Annotated in this window: 14 protein-coding genes; 8 read left to right on the top strand and 6 right to left on the bottom strand. The window is 53.9% G+C overall.

The genetic code is table 11. From position 1 onward, the window contains the following. The coding region (locus ACUVOF_RS21050) for a hypothetical protein (protein WP_447046184.1) at positions 1–247 on the bottom strand (247 nt) is incomplete at its 3' end. Between the two features lie 103 nt (positions 248–350). After that, complete coding sequence (locus ACUVOF_RS21045; RefSeq protein ID WP_447046186.1) at positions 351–941, bottom strand: DUF4202 domain-containing protein; 591 nt, start codon at positions 939–941, stop codon at positions 351–353. Between the two features lie 177 nt (positions 942–1,118). Between ACUVOF_RS21045 and serS the strand changes: the two genes are divergently transcribed. Continuing rightward, positions 1,119–2,396 carry a serine--tRNA ligase gene (serS, locus tag ACUVOF_RS21040; protein WP_447046183.1) on the top strand — a complete coding sequence of 426 codons (1,278 nt, stop codon included), beginning with the start codon at positions 1,119–1,121 and terminating at the stop codon, positions 2,394–2,396. Here serS and ACUVOF_RS21035 read toward each other — a convergent pair. Then, positions 2,341–3,183 carry an SIMPL domain-containing protein gene (locus ACUVOF_RS21035; RefSeq protein WP_447046181.1) on the bottom strand — a complete coding sequence of 281 codons (843 nt, stop codon included), beginning with the start codon at positions 3,181–3,183 and terminating at the stop codon, positions 2,341–2,343. The genes serS and ACUVOF_RS21035 overlap by 56 nt on opposite strands. A gap of 190 nt (positions 3,184–3,373) precedes the next feature. Here ACUVOF_RS21035 and ACUVOF_RS21030 point away from each other — a divergent pair, with 190 nt between their 5' ends. Continuing rightward, positions 3,374–4,471 (top strand): AI-2E family transporter, encoded by a 1,098-nt coding sequence (locus tag ACUVOF_RS21030; protein ID WP_447046180.1) that lies wholly within the window; start codon positions 3,374–3,376, stop codon positions 4,469–4,471. 72 nt (positions 4,472–4,543) lie between these two features. Here ACUVOF_RS21030 and trxA read toward each other — a convergent pair whose 3' ends face one another. Beyond that, the gene (gene trxA, locus ACUVOF_RS21025; RefSeq protein WP_113270891.1) at positions 4,544–4,867 is read right to left on the bottom strand and encodes a thioredoxin; all 324 of its coding nucleotides are present in this window, start codon (positions 4,865–4,867) and stop codon (positions 4,544–4,546) included. Positions 4,868–5,248: 381 nt separating this feature from the next. Here trxA and cysB point away from each other — a divergent pair, with 381 nt between their 5' ends. Next, entirely contained in the window at positions 5,249–6,223 is a 975-nt protein-coding gene (cysB, locus tag ACUVOF_RS21020) for an HTH-type transcriptional regulator CysB (protein ID WP_113270892.1), read from the top strand. Between the two features lie 3 nt (positions 6,224–6,226). Here the strand turns inward: cysB and ACUVOF_RS21015 are convergent, their stop codons facing one another. Both ACUVOF_RS21015 and pabB read right to left on the bottom strand, forming a co-directional pair. Beyond that, a complete protein-coding gene (locus tag ACUVOF_RS21015; protein ID WP_447046179.1) occupies positions 6,227–6,859 on the bottom strand; it encodes a phosphoadenosine phosphosulfate reductase domain-containing protein in 633 nt (210 codons plus the stop codon). Positions 6,860–6,976: 117 nt separating this feature from the next. After that, a complete protein-coding gene (gene pabB / locus ACUVOF_RS21010; protein WP_447046178.1) occupies positions 6,977–8,332 on the bottom strand; it encodes an aminodeoxychorismate synthase component I in 1,356 nt (451 codons plus the stop codon). Positions 8,333–8,673: 341 nt separating this feature from the next. On the opposite strand from pabB, the gene ACUVOF_RS21005 reads away from it, so the two are divergent. The 5 genes from ACUVOF_RS21005 to prpF all read left to right on the top strand — a co-directional run bounded on the left by ACUVOF_RS21005 (position 8,674) and on the right by prpF (position 15,474). Then, positions 8,674–9,360 (top strand): GntR family transcriptional regulator, encoded by a 687-nt coding sequence (locus ACUVOF_RS21005; RefSeq protein WP_113270940.1) that lies wholly within the window; start codon positions 8,674–8,676, stop codon positions 9,358–9,360. Between the two features lie 47 nt (positions 9,361–9,407). Continuing rightward, positions 9,408–10,298 (top strand): methylisocitrate lyase, encoded by an 891-nt coding sequence (gene prpB, locus ACUVOF_RS21000; protein WP_447046177.1) that lies wholly within the window; start codon positions 9,408–9,410, stop codon positions 10,296–10,298. Between the two features lie 74 nt (positions 10,299–10,372). Beyond that, positions 10,373–11,500 carry a bifunctional 2-methylcitrate synthase/citrate synthase gene (gene prpC / locus ACUVOF_RS20995; RefSeq protein ID WP_447046176.1) on the top strand — a complete coding sequence of 376 codons (1,128 nt, stop codon included), beginning with the start codon at positions 10,373–10,375 and terminating at the stop codon, positions 11,498–11,500. 69 nt (positions 11,501–11,569) lie between these two features. After that, positions 11,570–14,179 (top strand): Fe/S-dependent 2-methylisocitrate dehydratase AcnD, encoded by a 2,610-nt coding sequence (gene acnD, locus ACUVOF_RS20990; protein WP_447046175.1) that lies wholly within the window; start codon positions 11,570–11,572, stop codon positions 14,177–14,179. Positions 14,180–14,265: 86 nt separating this feature from the next. After that, positions 14,266–15,474, top strand: coding sequence for a 2-methylaconitate cis-trans isomerase PrpF (gene prpF / locus ACUVOF_RS20985; protein ID WP_447046174.1), 1,209 nt, complete (start codon positions 14,266–14,268; stop codon positions 15,472–15,474). Positions 15,475–15,500 lie beyond the last annotated feature (26 nt).

Raw genomic sequence — 15,500 nt, 5'->3', positions numbered from 1 at the left:
TCGCGCGATGGGTAGTTTGCGCAGCCAGTCGGGTTAGCCGTTCGAGATCTTCAGCATGCTTGGGATAAACCGCCGCCTGGGGCAAACGCTGGTAAATCGAGTTATCCGTTGCCAGCACCGTGCGGTTGGCATAGTCAGGCGCTATTTCGCCCTCAAATCCGCGGGTTTTGAGAGCTTGTAGAAATCGCACATAATCTTTGCCCAAACGTTCAAACGGGGCGGTACGGGTGTCCAAGGATGCAATCATAGTTGATCAAGCCGTCAGTGCCGGGGGGCGCAATAAAAGAAGACCGCTACTTTACCGCAGCGGCTGCCTGGCTGCATCTCACCGTCACGCTTTACGCTGTCGCTTACTCTGCGCCCAGCGCTTCTTTGACTAGCGCTAAGGAGGCGTCCGACATCGGCAGTGCGAGGGCTAGTTCGTGGGCTCGAGGTGACATTTTGCGCCACGTCATCTGTACAATACGCACCATATGGTCGTGTTCGATCTTACGCGAGAAGTCAGCAAAGTAGTTCTCCAGAAATACCAGGCAGGCGCAATCTTCCAGCGCTTGAACGTCAGGATCGCGGCCCAGGCCTTTTTTGCCAATTATCGTCGCTGCGCGGTCGGCTTCTTCGGGTGCATAGCCCGCATCACGCATTAACTGGGCAGTGGTCTCGCCCGCCCGCTTGCCCTGGTCGCGTCGCCAGGTCAAATAACCCACACGCCCTTCGGGATACGCTTCACGGGGCACTAGCCAGCGCTGCAAGTGCTGGGCACGCACGGCGAGGCGCAGGACCTCATCCGGGGCATCATGGACACGCTCTAGCCACTCACTCATGCGCTGGGCGTAGGCCAGTTCCTGGGGCATGGATGTGCCATCGGCGAGGGTAGTGGCGCGCGGGTCCTCAGCATGCAGGGCGTCAATGGCAGCGAGCGTTTGATCAAAGGCAGTAGGCATGGTGGCATTGCTCGGCGTCGAGTGAATAAGGACTAGGTTGCCGAGAAAACGCATGAATCACAACTGCGGTGTGACACCACCCATAGCTCACCGCCGCGCTTTTGCCTACAATAGGTGCCTTTATGCACGTGCGTTGGCGCGTTGCTCTTATTGTTTTCAGGCCAAGGGACAGGATTCATGCTCGATCCGAAACTGCTGCGCGGTGATCTTGACACGGTTGCTCAACAACTGGCCCGCCGGGGCTTTGTGCTTGATAAAGCGGGGCTGCAGGCGCTGGAGTCCCGCCGCCGCGAGCTACAAACTCAAACCGAGCAACTGCAGAATGAGCGCAATATGCGCTCCAAAGCGATTGGTAAAGCCAAGAGCAACGGTGAAGACATTCAGCCGCTGCTGGATGAAGTCAGCGATTTGGGTGATCGCCTGGACAAAGCGAAAGTCGAACTGGCTGAGGTGCAGGAGGAGTGGGACGACGCGATTAGCGGTATTCCTAACTTGCCCCATGCAAGTGTGCCGGAAGGCGAAAAAGAAGCCGATAATGTCGAACTGCACCGCTGGGGCACGCCCCGTGAATTTGACTTTACGGTGCTGGATCACGTCGATCTGGGTAAGAAGTCGGGATATCTCGACTTTGAGCTAGCGGCCAAGATCACCGGCGCTCGCTTTGCGGTAATGCGCGGGCCGATTGCGCGCCTTCACCGGGCGCTGGCGCAGTTTATGCTGGATACCCAAACCGAGCAACATGGTTACGAAGAGTGCTACGTGCCGTATATGGTCAACCGCGACTCGCTCATGGGCACCGGTCAGCTACCGAAGTTTGGGGAAGATTTGTTCAAGCTGGACGATGAGCGTGAGTACCACCTGATTCCCACTTCCGAAGTACCGCTCACTAACTTCGTGCGTGATGAAATCGTTGAGCTGTCGGCGCTACCGATGAAGCTTACCGCACATACGCCCTGTTTCCGCTCTGAGGCAGGCTCACATGGCCGCGATACTCGCGGCATGATCCGTCAGCATCAGTTCGATAAGGTCGAGATGGTGCAAATCGTTGAGCCAGAGAAGAGTTACGAAGCACTGGAGGAAATGCGTGGCCATGCGGAGGCAATCCTGCAGGCACTGGAACTGCCGTATCGTGTGGTGACGCTGTGCACCGGGGATATGGGCTTTGGTGCTACGAAAACCTATGACTTGGAAGTGTGGCTGCCTAGTCAGGAGACTTACCGGGAGATTTCTTCAGTTTCTAACTGCGAAGATTTCCAGGCGCGGCGCATGCAGGCGCGTTTCCGCCACCCGGATTCAAAAAAGCCACAGTTGCTGCATACCTTGAACGGTTCGGGCCTGGCGGTAGGCCGCTGCCTGCTGGCGGTGCTTGAAAATCACCAGCAGGCGGATGGCTCGGTAACTATTCCTGAGCCGCTACGTCGTTACCTGGGCGGTGTGGAGCGTCTGCCCCTTTAAGCGCCCATTCAACGCTAACCCCGGCATCAATACGAATGGTGCCGGGGCTATAATCACTGACGGCACCGGTTTTGCTTGCACCAGCAGCATCGCTCTCTGCCCGCATCGACATCATCTGAGGTTGGAATACCGGTGATTGGGTCTCTTCAATACGCTGCACATGGCCCAGCTCGGCATCTAAGCTGTCGGCCATCAGGTTGGCTTTGCGCTGCGCTTTCTCCAGTGCTTTGACCAAGGCTTCGTCAGTGGCTGCATCGCGGTCCTGCAGGTCGAACTGCACGCCGTCCAGCGAGTTAACACCTGCTGCAATCAAGGCGTCTAATACATTACTTAGCTGATCAAGCTCGGTAAGTTCGACGGTGATTGGGCGTTCCAGGCGAGTTCGCTGCAGGGTTTCATGTTCGCCGTCTTCATTACGCGGGCCTTGAATATGCTCTGGATAAACATTTAGCGAACCGGCATTGATGGCATTGCGTTCAAGGCCAGTGGCTTCCATCTCTTCGATTAATTCGCTGGCGCGGGTTTCTAAACGCTCGCGCGCCTCACTAAGTGCGCTACTATCGCTCTCTTCCATGGTGGATAGGGCAGGAGTGTTTTCCCAGAGACGTGCATTCAAGGTGGCTTTGTCGGGCTCTACCTCAACCCACGACTGCGCTTGAACGTGCAGGCTGGGCGGCGCTTGGTGCGAAGGCGAAGCTTGAGCTAGAGGAGCACTGAGCAGTGCCAGAAGGGCGCCACCTAGGAGGCCGTATCGTAGTCGTTGAGCACAAAGCAGAGTCGTTGGCATAAGTTACTTCCTTGATAATGGAGGCTAAGCGCCGCCATGTAGATGAATAAGAAGACGTTGTTTGGAAGCGTAGAGGAAAATAAAGTTCAGCACTAAAGAGTAGACCTAAAACAGTTGCTTATTGTTTGCACGGTTTGTGCAATATGACGAATGCAGCCATTATAGATGGATAACACGCTAGGGAAGGATTATGTCGAAATTGTCGGACGAGGATTACCGCAGTATTCCACTCAATGCCACCTTGGCACTCGCCGCGCTGGTGGTGATTATTGCTGGAATGAAAGTCGGCGCTGACTTGCTAGTGCCGTTGCTGCTGGCAATATTTATTGCGGTCGTGTGCACCTCACCCGTGCAGTGGTTGCATCGCTGCGGCTTGAGCATGCGGGTGTCGGCATTTCTGACGTTGATGGTATTACTGGCGTTTATATCGCTTATTGGCCTACTGGTAGTTAATAGTTTTAGTACTTTTTTGACGGCGTTGCCGGAAATCGAGTCGCGGCTTTATGAGCAATATTGGAACTTGCTTAATGCGCTGTCTTCACGTGGATTGGCGATAAATCCTGACCAGATCAATTCGCTATTTGAAGGCGAGGATGAAGGCTCGTGGATGCCAGCGCTATTGGGTCAGCTTGGCAACTTCTTCATGCAGAGCATTATTGTCGGCCTGCTGGTCATCTTCATGCTGTTCGAGACGCTTAACGTTCGTGAAAAAATCTCTCGTGCACTTGAAAACCCCGCGCCTAGCTTAAAGCGATTCAGTGAATTTAGTTTAACATTGAAGCGCTATTTGGCCGTTAAAACCATGATCAGTCTGGCAACAGGAGCGCTCGTTTGGCTCTCTTGCATGATCGTAGGCGTGGAGTTTCCTTTGCTGTGGGGCGTGTTAGCCTTTGCGCTCAATTTTATTCCCAATATTGGTTCAGCGTTAGCCGCGATACCCCCCGTGTTGTTACTGCTGATTGCACAAGATGGCGGCCCGTTTCAGGCGCTGCTACTGGCTTCTGCCTATTTGGTGATCAACTTTGTACTTGGCAATCTGATTGAGCCAAGGGTAATGGGGCAAGCGCTCGGGCTCTCGACGTTTGTGGCGTTTCTATCACTGGTGGTGTGGGGATGGATCTTTGGTGCGGCGGGGATGCTGCTTTCAGTGGTGCTCACGATGACGCTGAAGATTGCCCTGGATAGCCACCCGCAAACGCGTTGGATTGCTCGGTTGTTGGGACCTGGAAAGCAGCGCTTAAAAAGGAGCCCGGCGAGCGATCCAAGACTGCCGCCGTGGAAGCGCTGAAGTAAAAATAGAGAGTAGGGAAAATATTACCGCCGACAGAGTCGGCGGCTTTTGCAAGGTTAGCTGCATTCATCAAGCGTTTTGTTCGATGAACTGCGTCAGTTGAGATTTAGATTGTGCACCAACCAAGGAAGCGACTTTGGTGCCGGATTTGAACAGCATTACAGTCGGAACGCCGCGTACCCCTTGTTCGGCAGCAATTTCAGGTGCGTCATCTACATTGACGCTAACCACTTTCAGGTTGTCCTGGCGTTCAGCAGCCACTTCATCAACGACTGGGGCCATGACTTTGCACGGGCCACACCAAGGCGCCCAGAATTTCATTAGCACAGGCTGTTCAGCGTTGAGGACTTCTTGCTCAAAATTGGCGTTGGTGACATCAACATTATTAGCCATTTGCTTCTCCCGTTTGCGTTGCTCTTACTGTTTCGTTGCCTCAAATGGAGCAACGGTCATTACGCGATTAATTAGCGCTCTTTCACCGCGCCTCATGTCTATCGCGATAAGCGTGGGCAGATGTTAGCGGGCGCGAAGGTTGCTGGCAAATTTCACGCGTGGTGATTTAACTGAATAGCAGAAATTACTGGATGCTGGTAGGGAGATTTTTTTATAATATAAAAGTATTATTAGTGTGATTTTTATTCTATTTAGTGCTGGGGCTGCTGTATCGCTAACATAGCCTTTCAGACACATTGTATTAGCTACACATAGTGGTATGTCAAAGTGCGGCTTGCGTGGTTTGCATGGACCTGAATAGACAATAAATAAGGTGAGGATATGAAGCTACAACAGCTACGCTATATTTGGGAAGTCAATCGTCATAACTTGAACGTCTCAGCCACAGCGCAAAGTTTATTTACCTCACAGCCGGGGATCTCCAAACAAATTCGGTTATTGGAAGATGAGCTTGGCGTTGAGATTTTTGCCCGCAGTGGCAAGCATCTCACCCGCGTAACGCCAGCCGGACAATCCATTATCGATCTGGCAGGGCAAGTGCTGCGCCTAACCGATAATATTAAACAAGTAGCCCAGGAGCATAGCGACGAACGCCGTGGCAGTTTGGCCATTGCCACGACTCATACTCAAGCCCGCTATGCGCTGCCGCCTATTATTAGCGAATTTACCTTAAAATATCCTGATGTGGCGCTGCATATGCAGCAGGGCACGCCAAAGCAGATCGCTCAAATGGTCAGTGAAGGACAGGCGGATTTTGCCATTGCTACTGAATCGTTAGAGCTATTTACCGACTTGGTGCTATTGCCGTGCTATCGCTGGAACCGTTGCGTACTGGTACCTAAGGGGCATCCCTTAGCAACGCATCAAGGCCCGTTAACCCTTGAGGCGCTCGGTGAACACCCTATAGTGACCTATGTCTTTGGATTTACCGGTCGTTCTCAGTTAGATGACGCATTTAAAGCCAAGGGGTTAACGCCTAATGTGGTACTGACGGCTGCCGATGCGGACGTGATTAAAACCTACGTGAGGTTGGGCATGGGGGTTGGTATTGTGGCCCATATGGCCGTCGATGAGGCACTCGACGATGATTTGGTGGCACTGGAGGCCAGTCATTTGTTTGCCAGTTCAACCACCAAAATCGGTATTCGCCGTGGCACCTTTATGCGCGGCTATATGTATGACTTCCTGGAACGCTTTGCACCCCACTTAACGCGCGACCGTGTAGATGAAGCGCTAACGGCAGGCCCGCGTCATGAGCAGTCTCTGTTCGATGATCTGGACCTGCCTGAGTATTAATCGTTAGTGTTGTAAATGCAGACCGCATTCGCGCTTTTCTTCTACCTTGGTGGGGTCAAAATAGTCGAAATTGTTGGGCAGGTTATGTGCCTGTAAATACTGGTACATCTCCTTAGCGCTCCACTGCAGAAGTGGCGCTACTTTTAAAAGCCCGTCGCTGTTGCGGCTAACCGGCTGCATTTTGGCGCGCTCCGGCGTGTCTTCGGCGCGTAGCGCGGTGAACCAGACATCGGGCTGCATTTCACGCAATGCACGCTCGAAGGGTTCAAGCTTAACCTCCTGCGTAAAGGCCGCATGGCGTGGGTCGTCTATACCAGGCATAGGGCCATCCAGCGCTTCGCGGTGGGCGCGGGTACGCCGGGGGACAAAGCTGACGATATTGAGGTCGAGCTGTTTTATCACCTCGTCGGCGAATTGATAGGTCGCCTGGGTATTGTAACCGCTGTCCATCCACACAATCGGTATATCTGGGCGTACCTGGCTCATCATGTGCAGGATCACCGCTTCAAAAGGGCGAAAGTTGGTGGTGCAGATAGGCCGCGCGCCTTGGGCTAGTGCCCACTCAATCAAGCCTTGCGGGTTTTTATTACCGCTATTGGCAAATTCACTATTAATTGCTTCAAGCTCTGAGGACATGTCGCCTCCTGTTCAGGGATAGGTTGATAGCGTTTAGGCTACCAAACCCAAGCCATCTCTCCCCAATACCGTTTGGTTAGGCTTTTATATTTCTTTTTGCTATAGAAATTTAATTGCTTATTCCAAAGCGCCAATTAGGTGGCGGATTTTATCCAATGTCTCGGTGTACTCTTCGTCCGCTTGAGAGTCTGCCACCAAGCCTCCGCCGCCCCATACATGCAGTCTTCCCGCTTCGGCAACCATGGTGCGAATAGCAATTGACGTATCCATGCTGCCGCGTACATCGACATAGCCTAGGCTGCCGCAATAGACACTGCGCTGGCAGGGTTCTAATTCATCAATAATCTGCATGGCGCGAATTTTGGGTGCGCCAGTAATTGAGCCGCCGGGAAATGCCGCCTTGAGAAGTGCCAGCGGCGTATAGCTGTCGGCGAGTATCCCCTTTACCACGCTAACCAGGTGATGCACGTTCGGATAGCTTTCTAATCGGCACAGTTGCGGCACGGTAATGGAGCCAGGCTGGCACACTCGTCCAAGATCGTTGCGTAGCAAATCAACGATCATCACATTCTCAGCGCGATCTTTTCGGCTGTTCAACAACTGCTCCGCTAGCGCCTGGTCTTCTTCAAGCGTGGCCCCGCGGGGGCGGGTGCCCTTGATGGGCCGTGTTTCAACCTCGCCGTTGCGGCATTGAATAAAACGCTCTGGCGAGAGAGAGAGAACGGCCTTGTCATCCCAGGCCATAAAACCTGAAAAGGGCGTGGGGGTTGCTTGACGCAATCTCAAATACGCCTGCCATTCATCCCCCTGATAATCGGCATAGAAGCGCTGAGCCAAATTGATCTGATAGCAGTCACCTTCCCGAATGTAACGTTGCACAACGTTAAAGCGGTTGATGTATTGGGCATGGCTAAGCTCGGCTTTGAAGGCGCTATTTAAAGTAAAAGAGCTAGTTTCTACTGGCGCCTGGGCCAGCCAGCCCTCTACCTGCTCACGGCGTTCCGGTGTGGCGATTAACCATGCCTGCTGGGTCACGTGATCAAGGGAAATACACCAGTCATAAAGCCCTAGCCGTGCATGAGGTAATAAAACGGCTCTTGCTTGAAGGCTGGAGATAGCTTGTGATTCGCGGCCTAAATCATAGCCCCAATAACCAATTAGTCCGCCTAGAAAGGGCAGTTCACTGGGTTCGTTTGGGATATCAAGCTGGTCCAATAACCATTGCTGAAGCGCAAATGCATCGTTGGATAAAGACAGCGGGGGGCTGAACTGGTCTGACAAGAGCTGTGCATTGCCATCACTGAACACTTCCAACATGGCAATGGGGTCGCTACTGATGATGTCAAAGCGGCCGGTAGCAACCGGGCGGCCACTATCAAGCAATACCGCGCCGGGTCTGGCGCGCAGGCAAGCGAATACTCCCAGGGGATCGGGTGAGTAGGGCAAGGGAGCTATCGTCAACGCCTTGTTCATTAAGCAAATGCCTGGCCAAGTAAGGGCGAGTCATTTTAGAGGGGCATAGACAATGACACCAGCGCTAACCTTTGACGCCTTTCTCACGTACCACTAAAGGTCTGCCTACCATTAAGGACTAATTGTTGACAGGCTAAGGCGGATTTTCCCCTCGAGTACAACGAAAGGCGTATAAAATCGGTAAACGAGGTTAGTTGACGGCTCAATTGGCACGCGCTAGAGTTTGCTTACTTCTCAATTGTCGACAATCAATTATGGCAACACTTGCTTCTAACTCGCTAACAGCCGCGAATGTTTTATCTGAAACAGAGGGGGGGGAGGCTACCCCCCCTGAGACTGCTGTGCCCGAAGTACGCACGCTCGCAGAGCGGGTATTTCATCAGTTGCAGGATGCCATCGTGCGCGGCGAACTCGCTCCCGGCAGTAAAATTACCGAGCCCGGACTATCTAAAACCTACGGTATTTCACGAGGGCCGCTGCGCGAAGCGATGCGACGCCTTGAAGCGCACCGATTAATTGAACGCGTTCCTCATGTGGGCGCGAGGGTGGTTCAGCTTTCAATGAAAGAGCTTTTAGAGCTCTTTGACCTGCGTGAAGCCTTAGAGAGCATGGCTGCCCGGCTGGCCGCAGAGCACATGTCGCCCGATGAAATTCAAGGGTTGCGTGATGTATTGGCACTACATGAAGGCCAAGCGGACCTGAAGCGTGGTGAAGCCTACTATCAGCGTGAAGGTGATCTCGATTTTCATTACTGCATCGTTCAGGGCAGTCATAACAAGATGTTGATGAACCTGCTATGCGACGATCTTTACTACCTTGTGCGCCTTTATCGCACCCAGTTTAGTGCCAGCGGCACACGACCGCAGCGTGCTTTTGTGGAACATCACCGTATTGTGGATGCCATCGAAGCGGGAGACGCAGAGTTAGCCGAGCTATTGATGCGACGCCATGTTAGCGCCTCACGTGCCAATGTGGCGGACCGCTATGCGGCGACCCTCGCACAGACAGCTTTAACATCAGAAAGTTAAAACATAACTAAAAATTAGCTAAACCAGAACAACAGGAGAAACACCTCATGTCCCAGATGACTCCCGGCGCGCGTTTTCGGGCTGCGCTAGAGGCGAACCGGCCGCTGCCGATCTTAGGCACTATTAATGCGTACACCGCGCTGATGGCCGAAAAAGTGGGCCACCAGGCAATTTATCTTTCCGGTGGCGGTGTTGCCAACGCCTCATTTGGCTTGCCGGATCTGGGTATGACGACCATGAATGACGTGGTGGAAGATGCCCACCGTATCTGCGGTGCCTCCGAGTTGCCGCTGCTGGTGGATATTGATACCGGCTGGGGCGGCGCCTTTAATATCGCCCGCACCGTTAAAGAGATGCAGCGTGCCGGCGTGGCGGCGGTGCATATGGAAGACCAAGTCGCCCAAAAGCGTTGTGGCCATCGCCCCAACAAGGCGATTGTTACCCAGCAAGAAATGGTGGACCGCATTAAAGCGGCGGCAGATGCCAAGATCGACCCCGATTTCTACTTGATTGCCCGCACTGACGCTTTCCAAAAAGAGGGGCTTGATGCGGCCATTGAGCGTTCCAATGCCTGCGTAGAGGCGGGCGCTGATGCTATTTTTGCCGAAGCGGTCCACACGCTGGATGATTACAAAGCTTTCTGTGAACGGGTCAATGCACCGATTTTAGCCAATATCACTGAGTTCGGTGCTACGCCACTGTTTACCCAGTCTGAACTGGGCGAGGTTGGCTGCCGCATGGTGCTTTACCCGCTCTCTGCGTTTCGCGCCATGAACGCAGCGGCGCTTCAGGTCTATCAAAGCATTCACAACAACGGCCATCAAAAAGACGTTGTGCCAATGATGCAGACTCGCGACGAGCTCTACGACTTTTTGAACTACCACGACTTTGAACAAAAGCTTGATGCACTGTTTGCCGAACAGGGCGACGACCAGTAAGCCAAACGCCAGTTAACGTTCGATCATATTTGAAAAACACAATTTAAAATAAAAGCAGTAATAGGAGACACACCATGGCTGATAAACCCGTGACAGGTGCAGGACTACGTGGCCAGAGCGCTGGCTCCACCGCGCTGTGTACGGTAGGCAAAACAGGCTCAGGCCTGACCTACCGTGGATTTGATATTAAAGAGCTGGCTGAAAAAGCCAAATTCGAAGAGGTCGCCTACCTGCTGTTAAAGGGCAAGCTGCCCAACCAGGGCGAATTAGATCATTACATCAGCAAGCTCAAAAGCCTGCGTGGCCTGCCCGATGCGCTGAAAACGGTACTTGAGCAGATTCCTAAAGATGCCCACCCGATGGATGTGATGCGCACCGGCACCTCTATGCTGGGCAACCTAGAAACCGAGGAGAATTTTGATCAGCAGCAAGACGTCGCCGACCGGTTGCTAGCGGTGCTGCCCTCGATTATCTGCTACTGGTACCGCTTCTCGCACGATGGCGTACGCATTGATACCGAAACGAATGATGATTCAGTCGGCGGCCATTTCCTCAATATGTTGCGCGGCGAACCTGCCTCTGAACTGCATGCGCGGGTAATGAACGTCTCGCTGATTCTTTACGCCGAGCACGAGTTCAACGCCTCTACCTTTACTGCTAGGGTGTGTGCCTCGACGCTGTCCGATATGCATTCCTGCGTAACTGGAGCCATTGGTTCTCTGCGCGGTCCGCTACATGGTGGCGCCAACGAAGCGGCCATGGCGATGATCGAAGATTGGCAGTCGCCGGAAGAAGCGGAAAGCAAGATCCTGGGCATGCTGGAGCGCAAGGACAAGATCATGGGCTTCGGTCACGCGATTTATCGCGAATCCGACCCACGTAACGAGATCATCAAGCACTGGTCCAAGAAGCTCTCAGACGATGTCGGCGATAAAGTGCTTTATCCGGTTTCCGAGCGAGTCGAAGCGGTCATGTGGCGCGAGAAAAAATTGTTCTGCAACGCAGACTTTTTCCATGCCAGTGCATACCACTTCATGGATATACCCACCAAGCTGTTTACACCGATTTTTGTTATGTCGCGGCTGACTGGCTGGGCGGCCCACGTATTCGAACAGCGTGCCAACAACCGCATTATTCGTCCTAGTGCCGATTACACCGGCCCCGAGAAGAGCGAGTGGGTGCCGATAGAAGCGAGAGACTGAACCGCTTGCTGCCCGGTGGCTTGGACGCCGGGCTTTTTTCCGCTCCTCCTTCTTGTGAGTCTGCCTGCTATGAATACCCAATACCGTAAACCGCTGCCTGGCACAGCGCTTGAGTTTTTTGATGCGCGCGAGGCGGTGGAAGATATCCAGTCAGGTGCCTATGCGCAGCTGCCCTATACTTCTCGTGTGCTGGCGGAACAGCTGGTGCGCCGCTGCGATCCCGAGCTTCTCACCGATGCGCTGAAACAGCTGATCGAGCGCAAGAGCGACCTTGATTTTCCTTGGTATCCGGCGCGCGTCGTCTGCCATGATATCCTCGGGCAGACCGCGCTGGTCGATCTGGCTGGCTTACGTGACGCCATCGCCGAAAAGGGCGGCGATCCTGCCAAGGTCAACCCGGTGGTGCCCACCCAACTGATTGTCGATCATTCGCTAGCCGTAGAGCATGCAGGTTCAGAAGAGGGCGCTTTTGAAAAAAACCGTGCCATTGAAGACCGCCGCAACGATGACCGTTTCCACTTTATCAACTGGACCAAGACGGCGTTTGAGAACGTCGATGTGATTCCGCCCGGCAACGGCATTATGCACCAGATCAATCTGGAAAAAATGTCGCCAGTGGTGCAGAACCGCGATGGCATCGCCTACCCCGATACTTGTGTGGGTACCGATAGCCATACACCTATGGTGGATGCCCTCGGCGTGATTTCCGTAGGCGTAGGTGGCCTAGAGGCCGAAAGCGTCATGCTGGGGCGTGCTTCCATGATGCGCCTGCCGGATATCGTCGGTGTGAATTTGACCGGTAAGCTGCAGCCGGGAATCACAGGCACAGATATGGTGCTGGCGATAACCGAGTTTTTGCGTAAGGAGCGGGTGGTCGGCGCTTACCTGGAGTTTTATGGTGAAGGAGCCAATGCTCTGACCGTCGGTGATCGCGCGACTATCTCCAACATGACGCCCGAGTACGGAGCGACGGCGGCGATGTTCTATATTGATGACCAGACCATCGATTACCTGAAGCTTACCGGCCGCGAAGATGATCAGGTAGCGCTGGTCGAAACCTATGCCAAACACACCGGCCTGTGGGCGGACAGTTTGACTGGGGTTGTGTACGAACGCGTGCTGACCTTTGATCTCTCATCGGTACACCGCACCTTGGCCGGGCCATCGAATCCTCACGCCCATCTGCCTACTTCAGAGCTTGCCCAGCGCGGCATTGCAGTGGGCCTCGAAGCAGCACGCGAAGAAGAGAAAGCTGGCAAGATGCCTGATGGTGCCGTTATTATCGCTGCCATCACTAGCTGCACCAATACCTCTAACCCACGCAATATGGTCGCCGCCGGGTTAATCGCCCGCAACGCTAATCGGCTTGGTTTACTGCGCAAACCGTGGGTGAAGTCGTCGCTGGCGCCGGGCTCAAAAACCGTCAAGATGTACCTGGAAGAAGCCGGGTTGATGAGCGAGCTTGAAAACCTTGGCTTTGGTGTCGTGGCTTACGCCTGCACCACTTGTAACGGCATGTCCGGGGCGCTGGATCCAAAAATCCAGCAGGAGATTATTGATCGCGATCTGTATGCTACGGCTGTGCTTTCCGGTAATCGTAACTTCGATGGACGGATTCATCCTCATGCCCAGCAGGCCTTTTTGGCCTCACCGCCGCTAGTAGTCGCCTACGCGATTGCAGGCACGATTCGTTTTGATATCGAGAAAGATGCGCTGGGTGTGGACCAAACGGGCAACCCCGTCACCTTGAAGGATATCTGGCCAGCCGATGAAGAGATCGATGCGATTGTTAAGTCATCGGTGAAGCCGGAGCAGTTCCGGCAGACCTATATTCCTATGTTTGATCTGGATAAAAGCGCCCGTGCCCAAGTGAGCCCGCTGTATGACTGGCGGCCTCAGAGCACCTATATTCGTCGCCCGCCTTATTGGGAAGGCAACATGGCCAAAGAGCGCACTCTGAAAGGCATGCGCCCGCTAGCGATTCTGCCGGATAATATCACCACCGATCACCTCTCGCCCTCCAACGCTATTCAGCTTAACAGCGCATCAGGTGAGTACTTGGCCAAAATGGGGGTGCCTGAGGAAGACTTTAATTCCTACGCGACACACCGTGGCGATCACCTTACCGCTCAGCGCGCCACGTTTGCCAATCCCAAGTTATTTAATGAAATGGTGCGTGATGCCGATGGCAACGTGAAACAGGGTTCGTTGGCGCGAATAGAGCCCGAAGGTGAAGTTACCCGCATGTGGGAGGCTATCGAAACCTACATGGCGCGTAAGCAGCCGCTGATCATTATCGCGGGCGCAGATTACGGCCAGGGTTCCTCGCGGGACTGGGCGGCCAAAGGCGTGGCGCTGGCGGGCGTGGAAGCGATTGCCGCGGAGGGCTTTGAGCGTATTCACCGCACTAACCTGATTGGCATGGGTGTGATGCCGCTGGAGTTTGAACCCGGCACCACTCGCCTAACATTAGGCCTGGATGGCACCGAAATGTTTGATGTGGAAGGCACTGTTTCGCCAGGCGCGATGCTCACGCTAGTAGTCCATCGGCACAATGGTGAAAGTGAGCGTGTCGCGGTGAAGTGCCGTCTGGATACCGCCGAGGAGGTGTCGATTTACACCGCGGGTGGCGTACTGCAGCGCTTTGCCCAGGACTTCCTCGAATCCACGGCCGCTTAATCAGTGTGCCAAGCTGAATAAGATGTCCCGGTGCCTTGTTTTTTTGGTAAAGCCTAGAGCGCCGGGTAATTTTCGGAGTGATAGTGATGAGCGAGCCAGTACAATCAAAAAGTGTGCCGCAAATAAAAATCCCAGCGACCTATATGCGCGGTGGCACCAGTAAAGGGGTGTTTTTTAAACTCAGCGATTTACCCGAAGCGGCCCAGCAGCCCGGTTCCGCTCGGGATAAGCTATTGCTACGAGTTATTGGTAGCCCCGACCCCTACGAAAAACATATAGATGGTATGGGGGCGGCAACTTCGAGCACCAGTAAGACGGTTATTTTGTCTAAGAGTGAGTCGCCGGAGCATGATGTGGATTACCTGTTCGGGCAGGTATCCATCGACAAACCCTTTATAGATTGGAGCGGCAATTGCGGCAACCTTTCGGCGGCGGTAGGTCCCTTTGCGATTGCCAACGGCCTGGTTGATCCAACACGCCTGCCACAAAACGGGGTCGTCGAGGTAAGAATTTGGCAGGTGAATATTCAGAAAACTATCGTAGCTAAAGTGCCTGTTGTAAATGGAGAGGTGCAGGAAACCGGTTATTTCGAACTCGATGGCGTGACCTTTCCCGCGGCTGAGATTCCGGTAGCCTTTATGGACCCTGCAGACGGCGAGGGGGCAATTTTTCCCACCGGTAACGTAGTGGACGATCTGGAAGTGCCGGGGGTGGGGCCGCTGAAAGCCACGCTGATCAATGCCGGTATTCCAACAGTGTTTATTAACGCTGCTGATCTTGGCTATACCGGCACCGAACTCCAGGACGCGATCAATAGCGATAGTAAAGCGCTTGCGATGTTTGAAACCATTCGAGCGCACGGCGCTGTGCGTATGGGATTGATTAGCGATATCAGCGAAGCCGCCAACCGCCAGCATACACCGAAAGTGGCTATTGTCGGACCGCCGGCGGATTACGTTTCATCAAGCGGTAAAGTCGTGAGCGCCGACGATATTGACCTGCTGGTCCGGGCGCTTTCCATGGGTAAACTGCACCACGCCATGATGGGCACGGCAGCCGTTGCGATTGCAGCTGCCGCCGCGATCGAAGGTACGTTGGTGAACTTGGCGGCGAACGGTGGTAAATCGGGTGTTAAGCGTAATGCGGTCACCTTTGGACACCCTTCGGGTAGCCTGCGTGTAGGCGCTGAAGCGAATCAGGTGGAAGGACGTTGGCATATCGAACAGGCAGTGATGAGTCGCAGTGCGCGGGTGTTGATGGAAGGAACGGTAAGGATTCCCGGCGACAGCTTTTAGAAAGCGCGCCTTAGACCATACTGAGT

Source organism: Vreelandella sp. H-I2 (assembly GCF_052959335.1).
This window is presented reverse-complemented; position numbering and strand designations above follow the sequence as displayed.

Excerpts from the sequence above, each read along its gene's own strand:
- ACUVOF_RS21045 (WP_447046186.1), bottom strand. The coding sequence starts at position 941 with ATGCCTACTGCCTTTGATCAAACGCTCGCTGCCATTGACGCCCTGCAT.
- serS (WP_447046183.1), top strand. The coding sequence starts at position 1,119 with ATGCTCGATCCGAAACTGCTGCGCGGTGATCTTGACACGGTTGCTCAA.
- ACUVOF_RS21035 (WP_447046181.1), bottom strand. The coding sequence starts at position 3,183 with ATGCCAACGACTCTGCTTTGTGCTCAACGACTACGATACGGCCTCCTA.
- ACUVOF_RS21030 (WP_447046180.1), top strand. The coding sequence starts at position 3,374 with ATGTCGAAATTGTCGGACGAGGATTACCGCAGTATTCCACTCAATGCC.
- trxA (WP_113270891.1), bottom strand. The coding sequence starts at position 4,867 with ATGGCTAATAATGTTGATGTCACCAACGCCAATTTTGAGCAAGAAGTC.
- cysB (WP_113270892.1), top strand. The coding sequence starts at position 5,249 with ATGAAGCTACAACAGCTACGCTATATTTGGGAAGTCAATCGTCATAAC.
- ACUVOF_RS21015 (WP_447046179.1), bottom strand. The coding sequence starts at position 6,859 with ATGTCCTCAGAGCTTGAAGCAATTAATAGTGAATTTGCCAATAGCGGT.
- pabB (WP_447046178.1), bottom strand. The coding sequence starts at position 8,332 with ATGAACAAGGCGTTGACGATAGCTCCCTTGCCCTACTCACCCGATCCC.
- prpB (WP_447046177.1), top strand. The coding sequence starts at position 9,408 with ATGTCCCAGATGACTCCCGGCGCGCGTTTTCGGGCTGCGCTAGAGGCG.
- prpC (WP_447046176.1), top strand. The coding sequence starts at position 10,373 with ATGGCTGATAAACCCGTGACAGGTGCAGGACTACGTGGCCAGAGCGCT.
- acnD (WP_447046175.1), top strand. The coding sequence starts at position 11,570 with ATGAATACCCAATACCGTAAACCGCTGCCTGGCACAGCGCTTGAGTTT.
- prpF (WP_447046174.1), top strand. The coding sequence starts at position 14,266 with ATGAGCGAGCCAGTACAATCAAAAAGTGTGCCGCAAATAAAAATCCCA.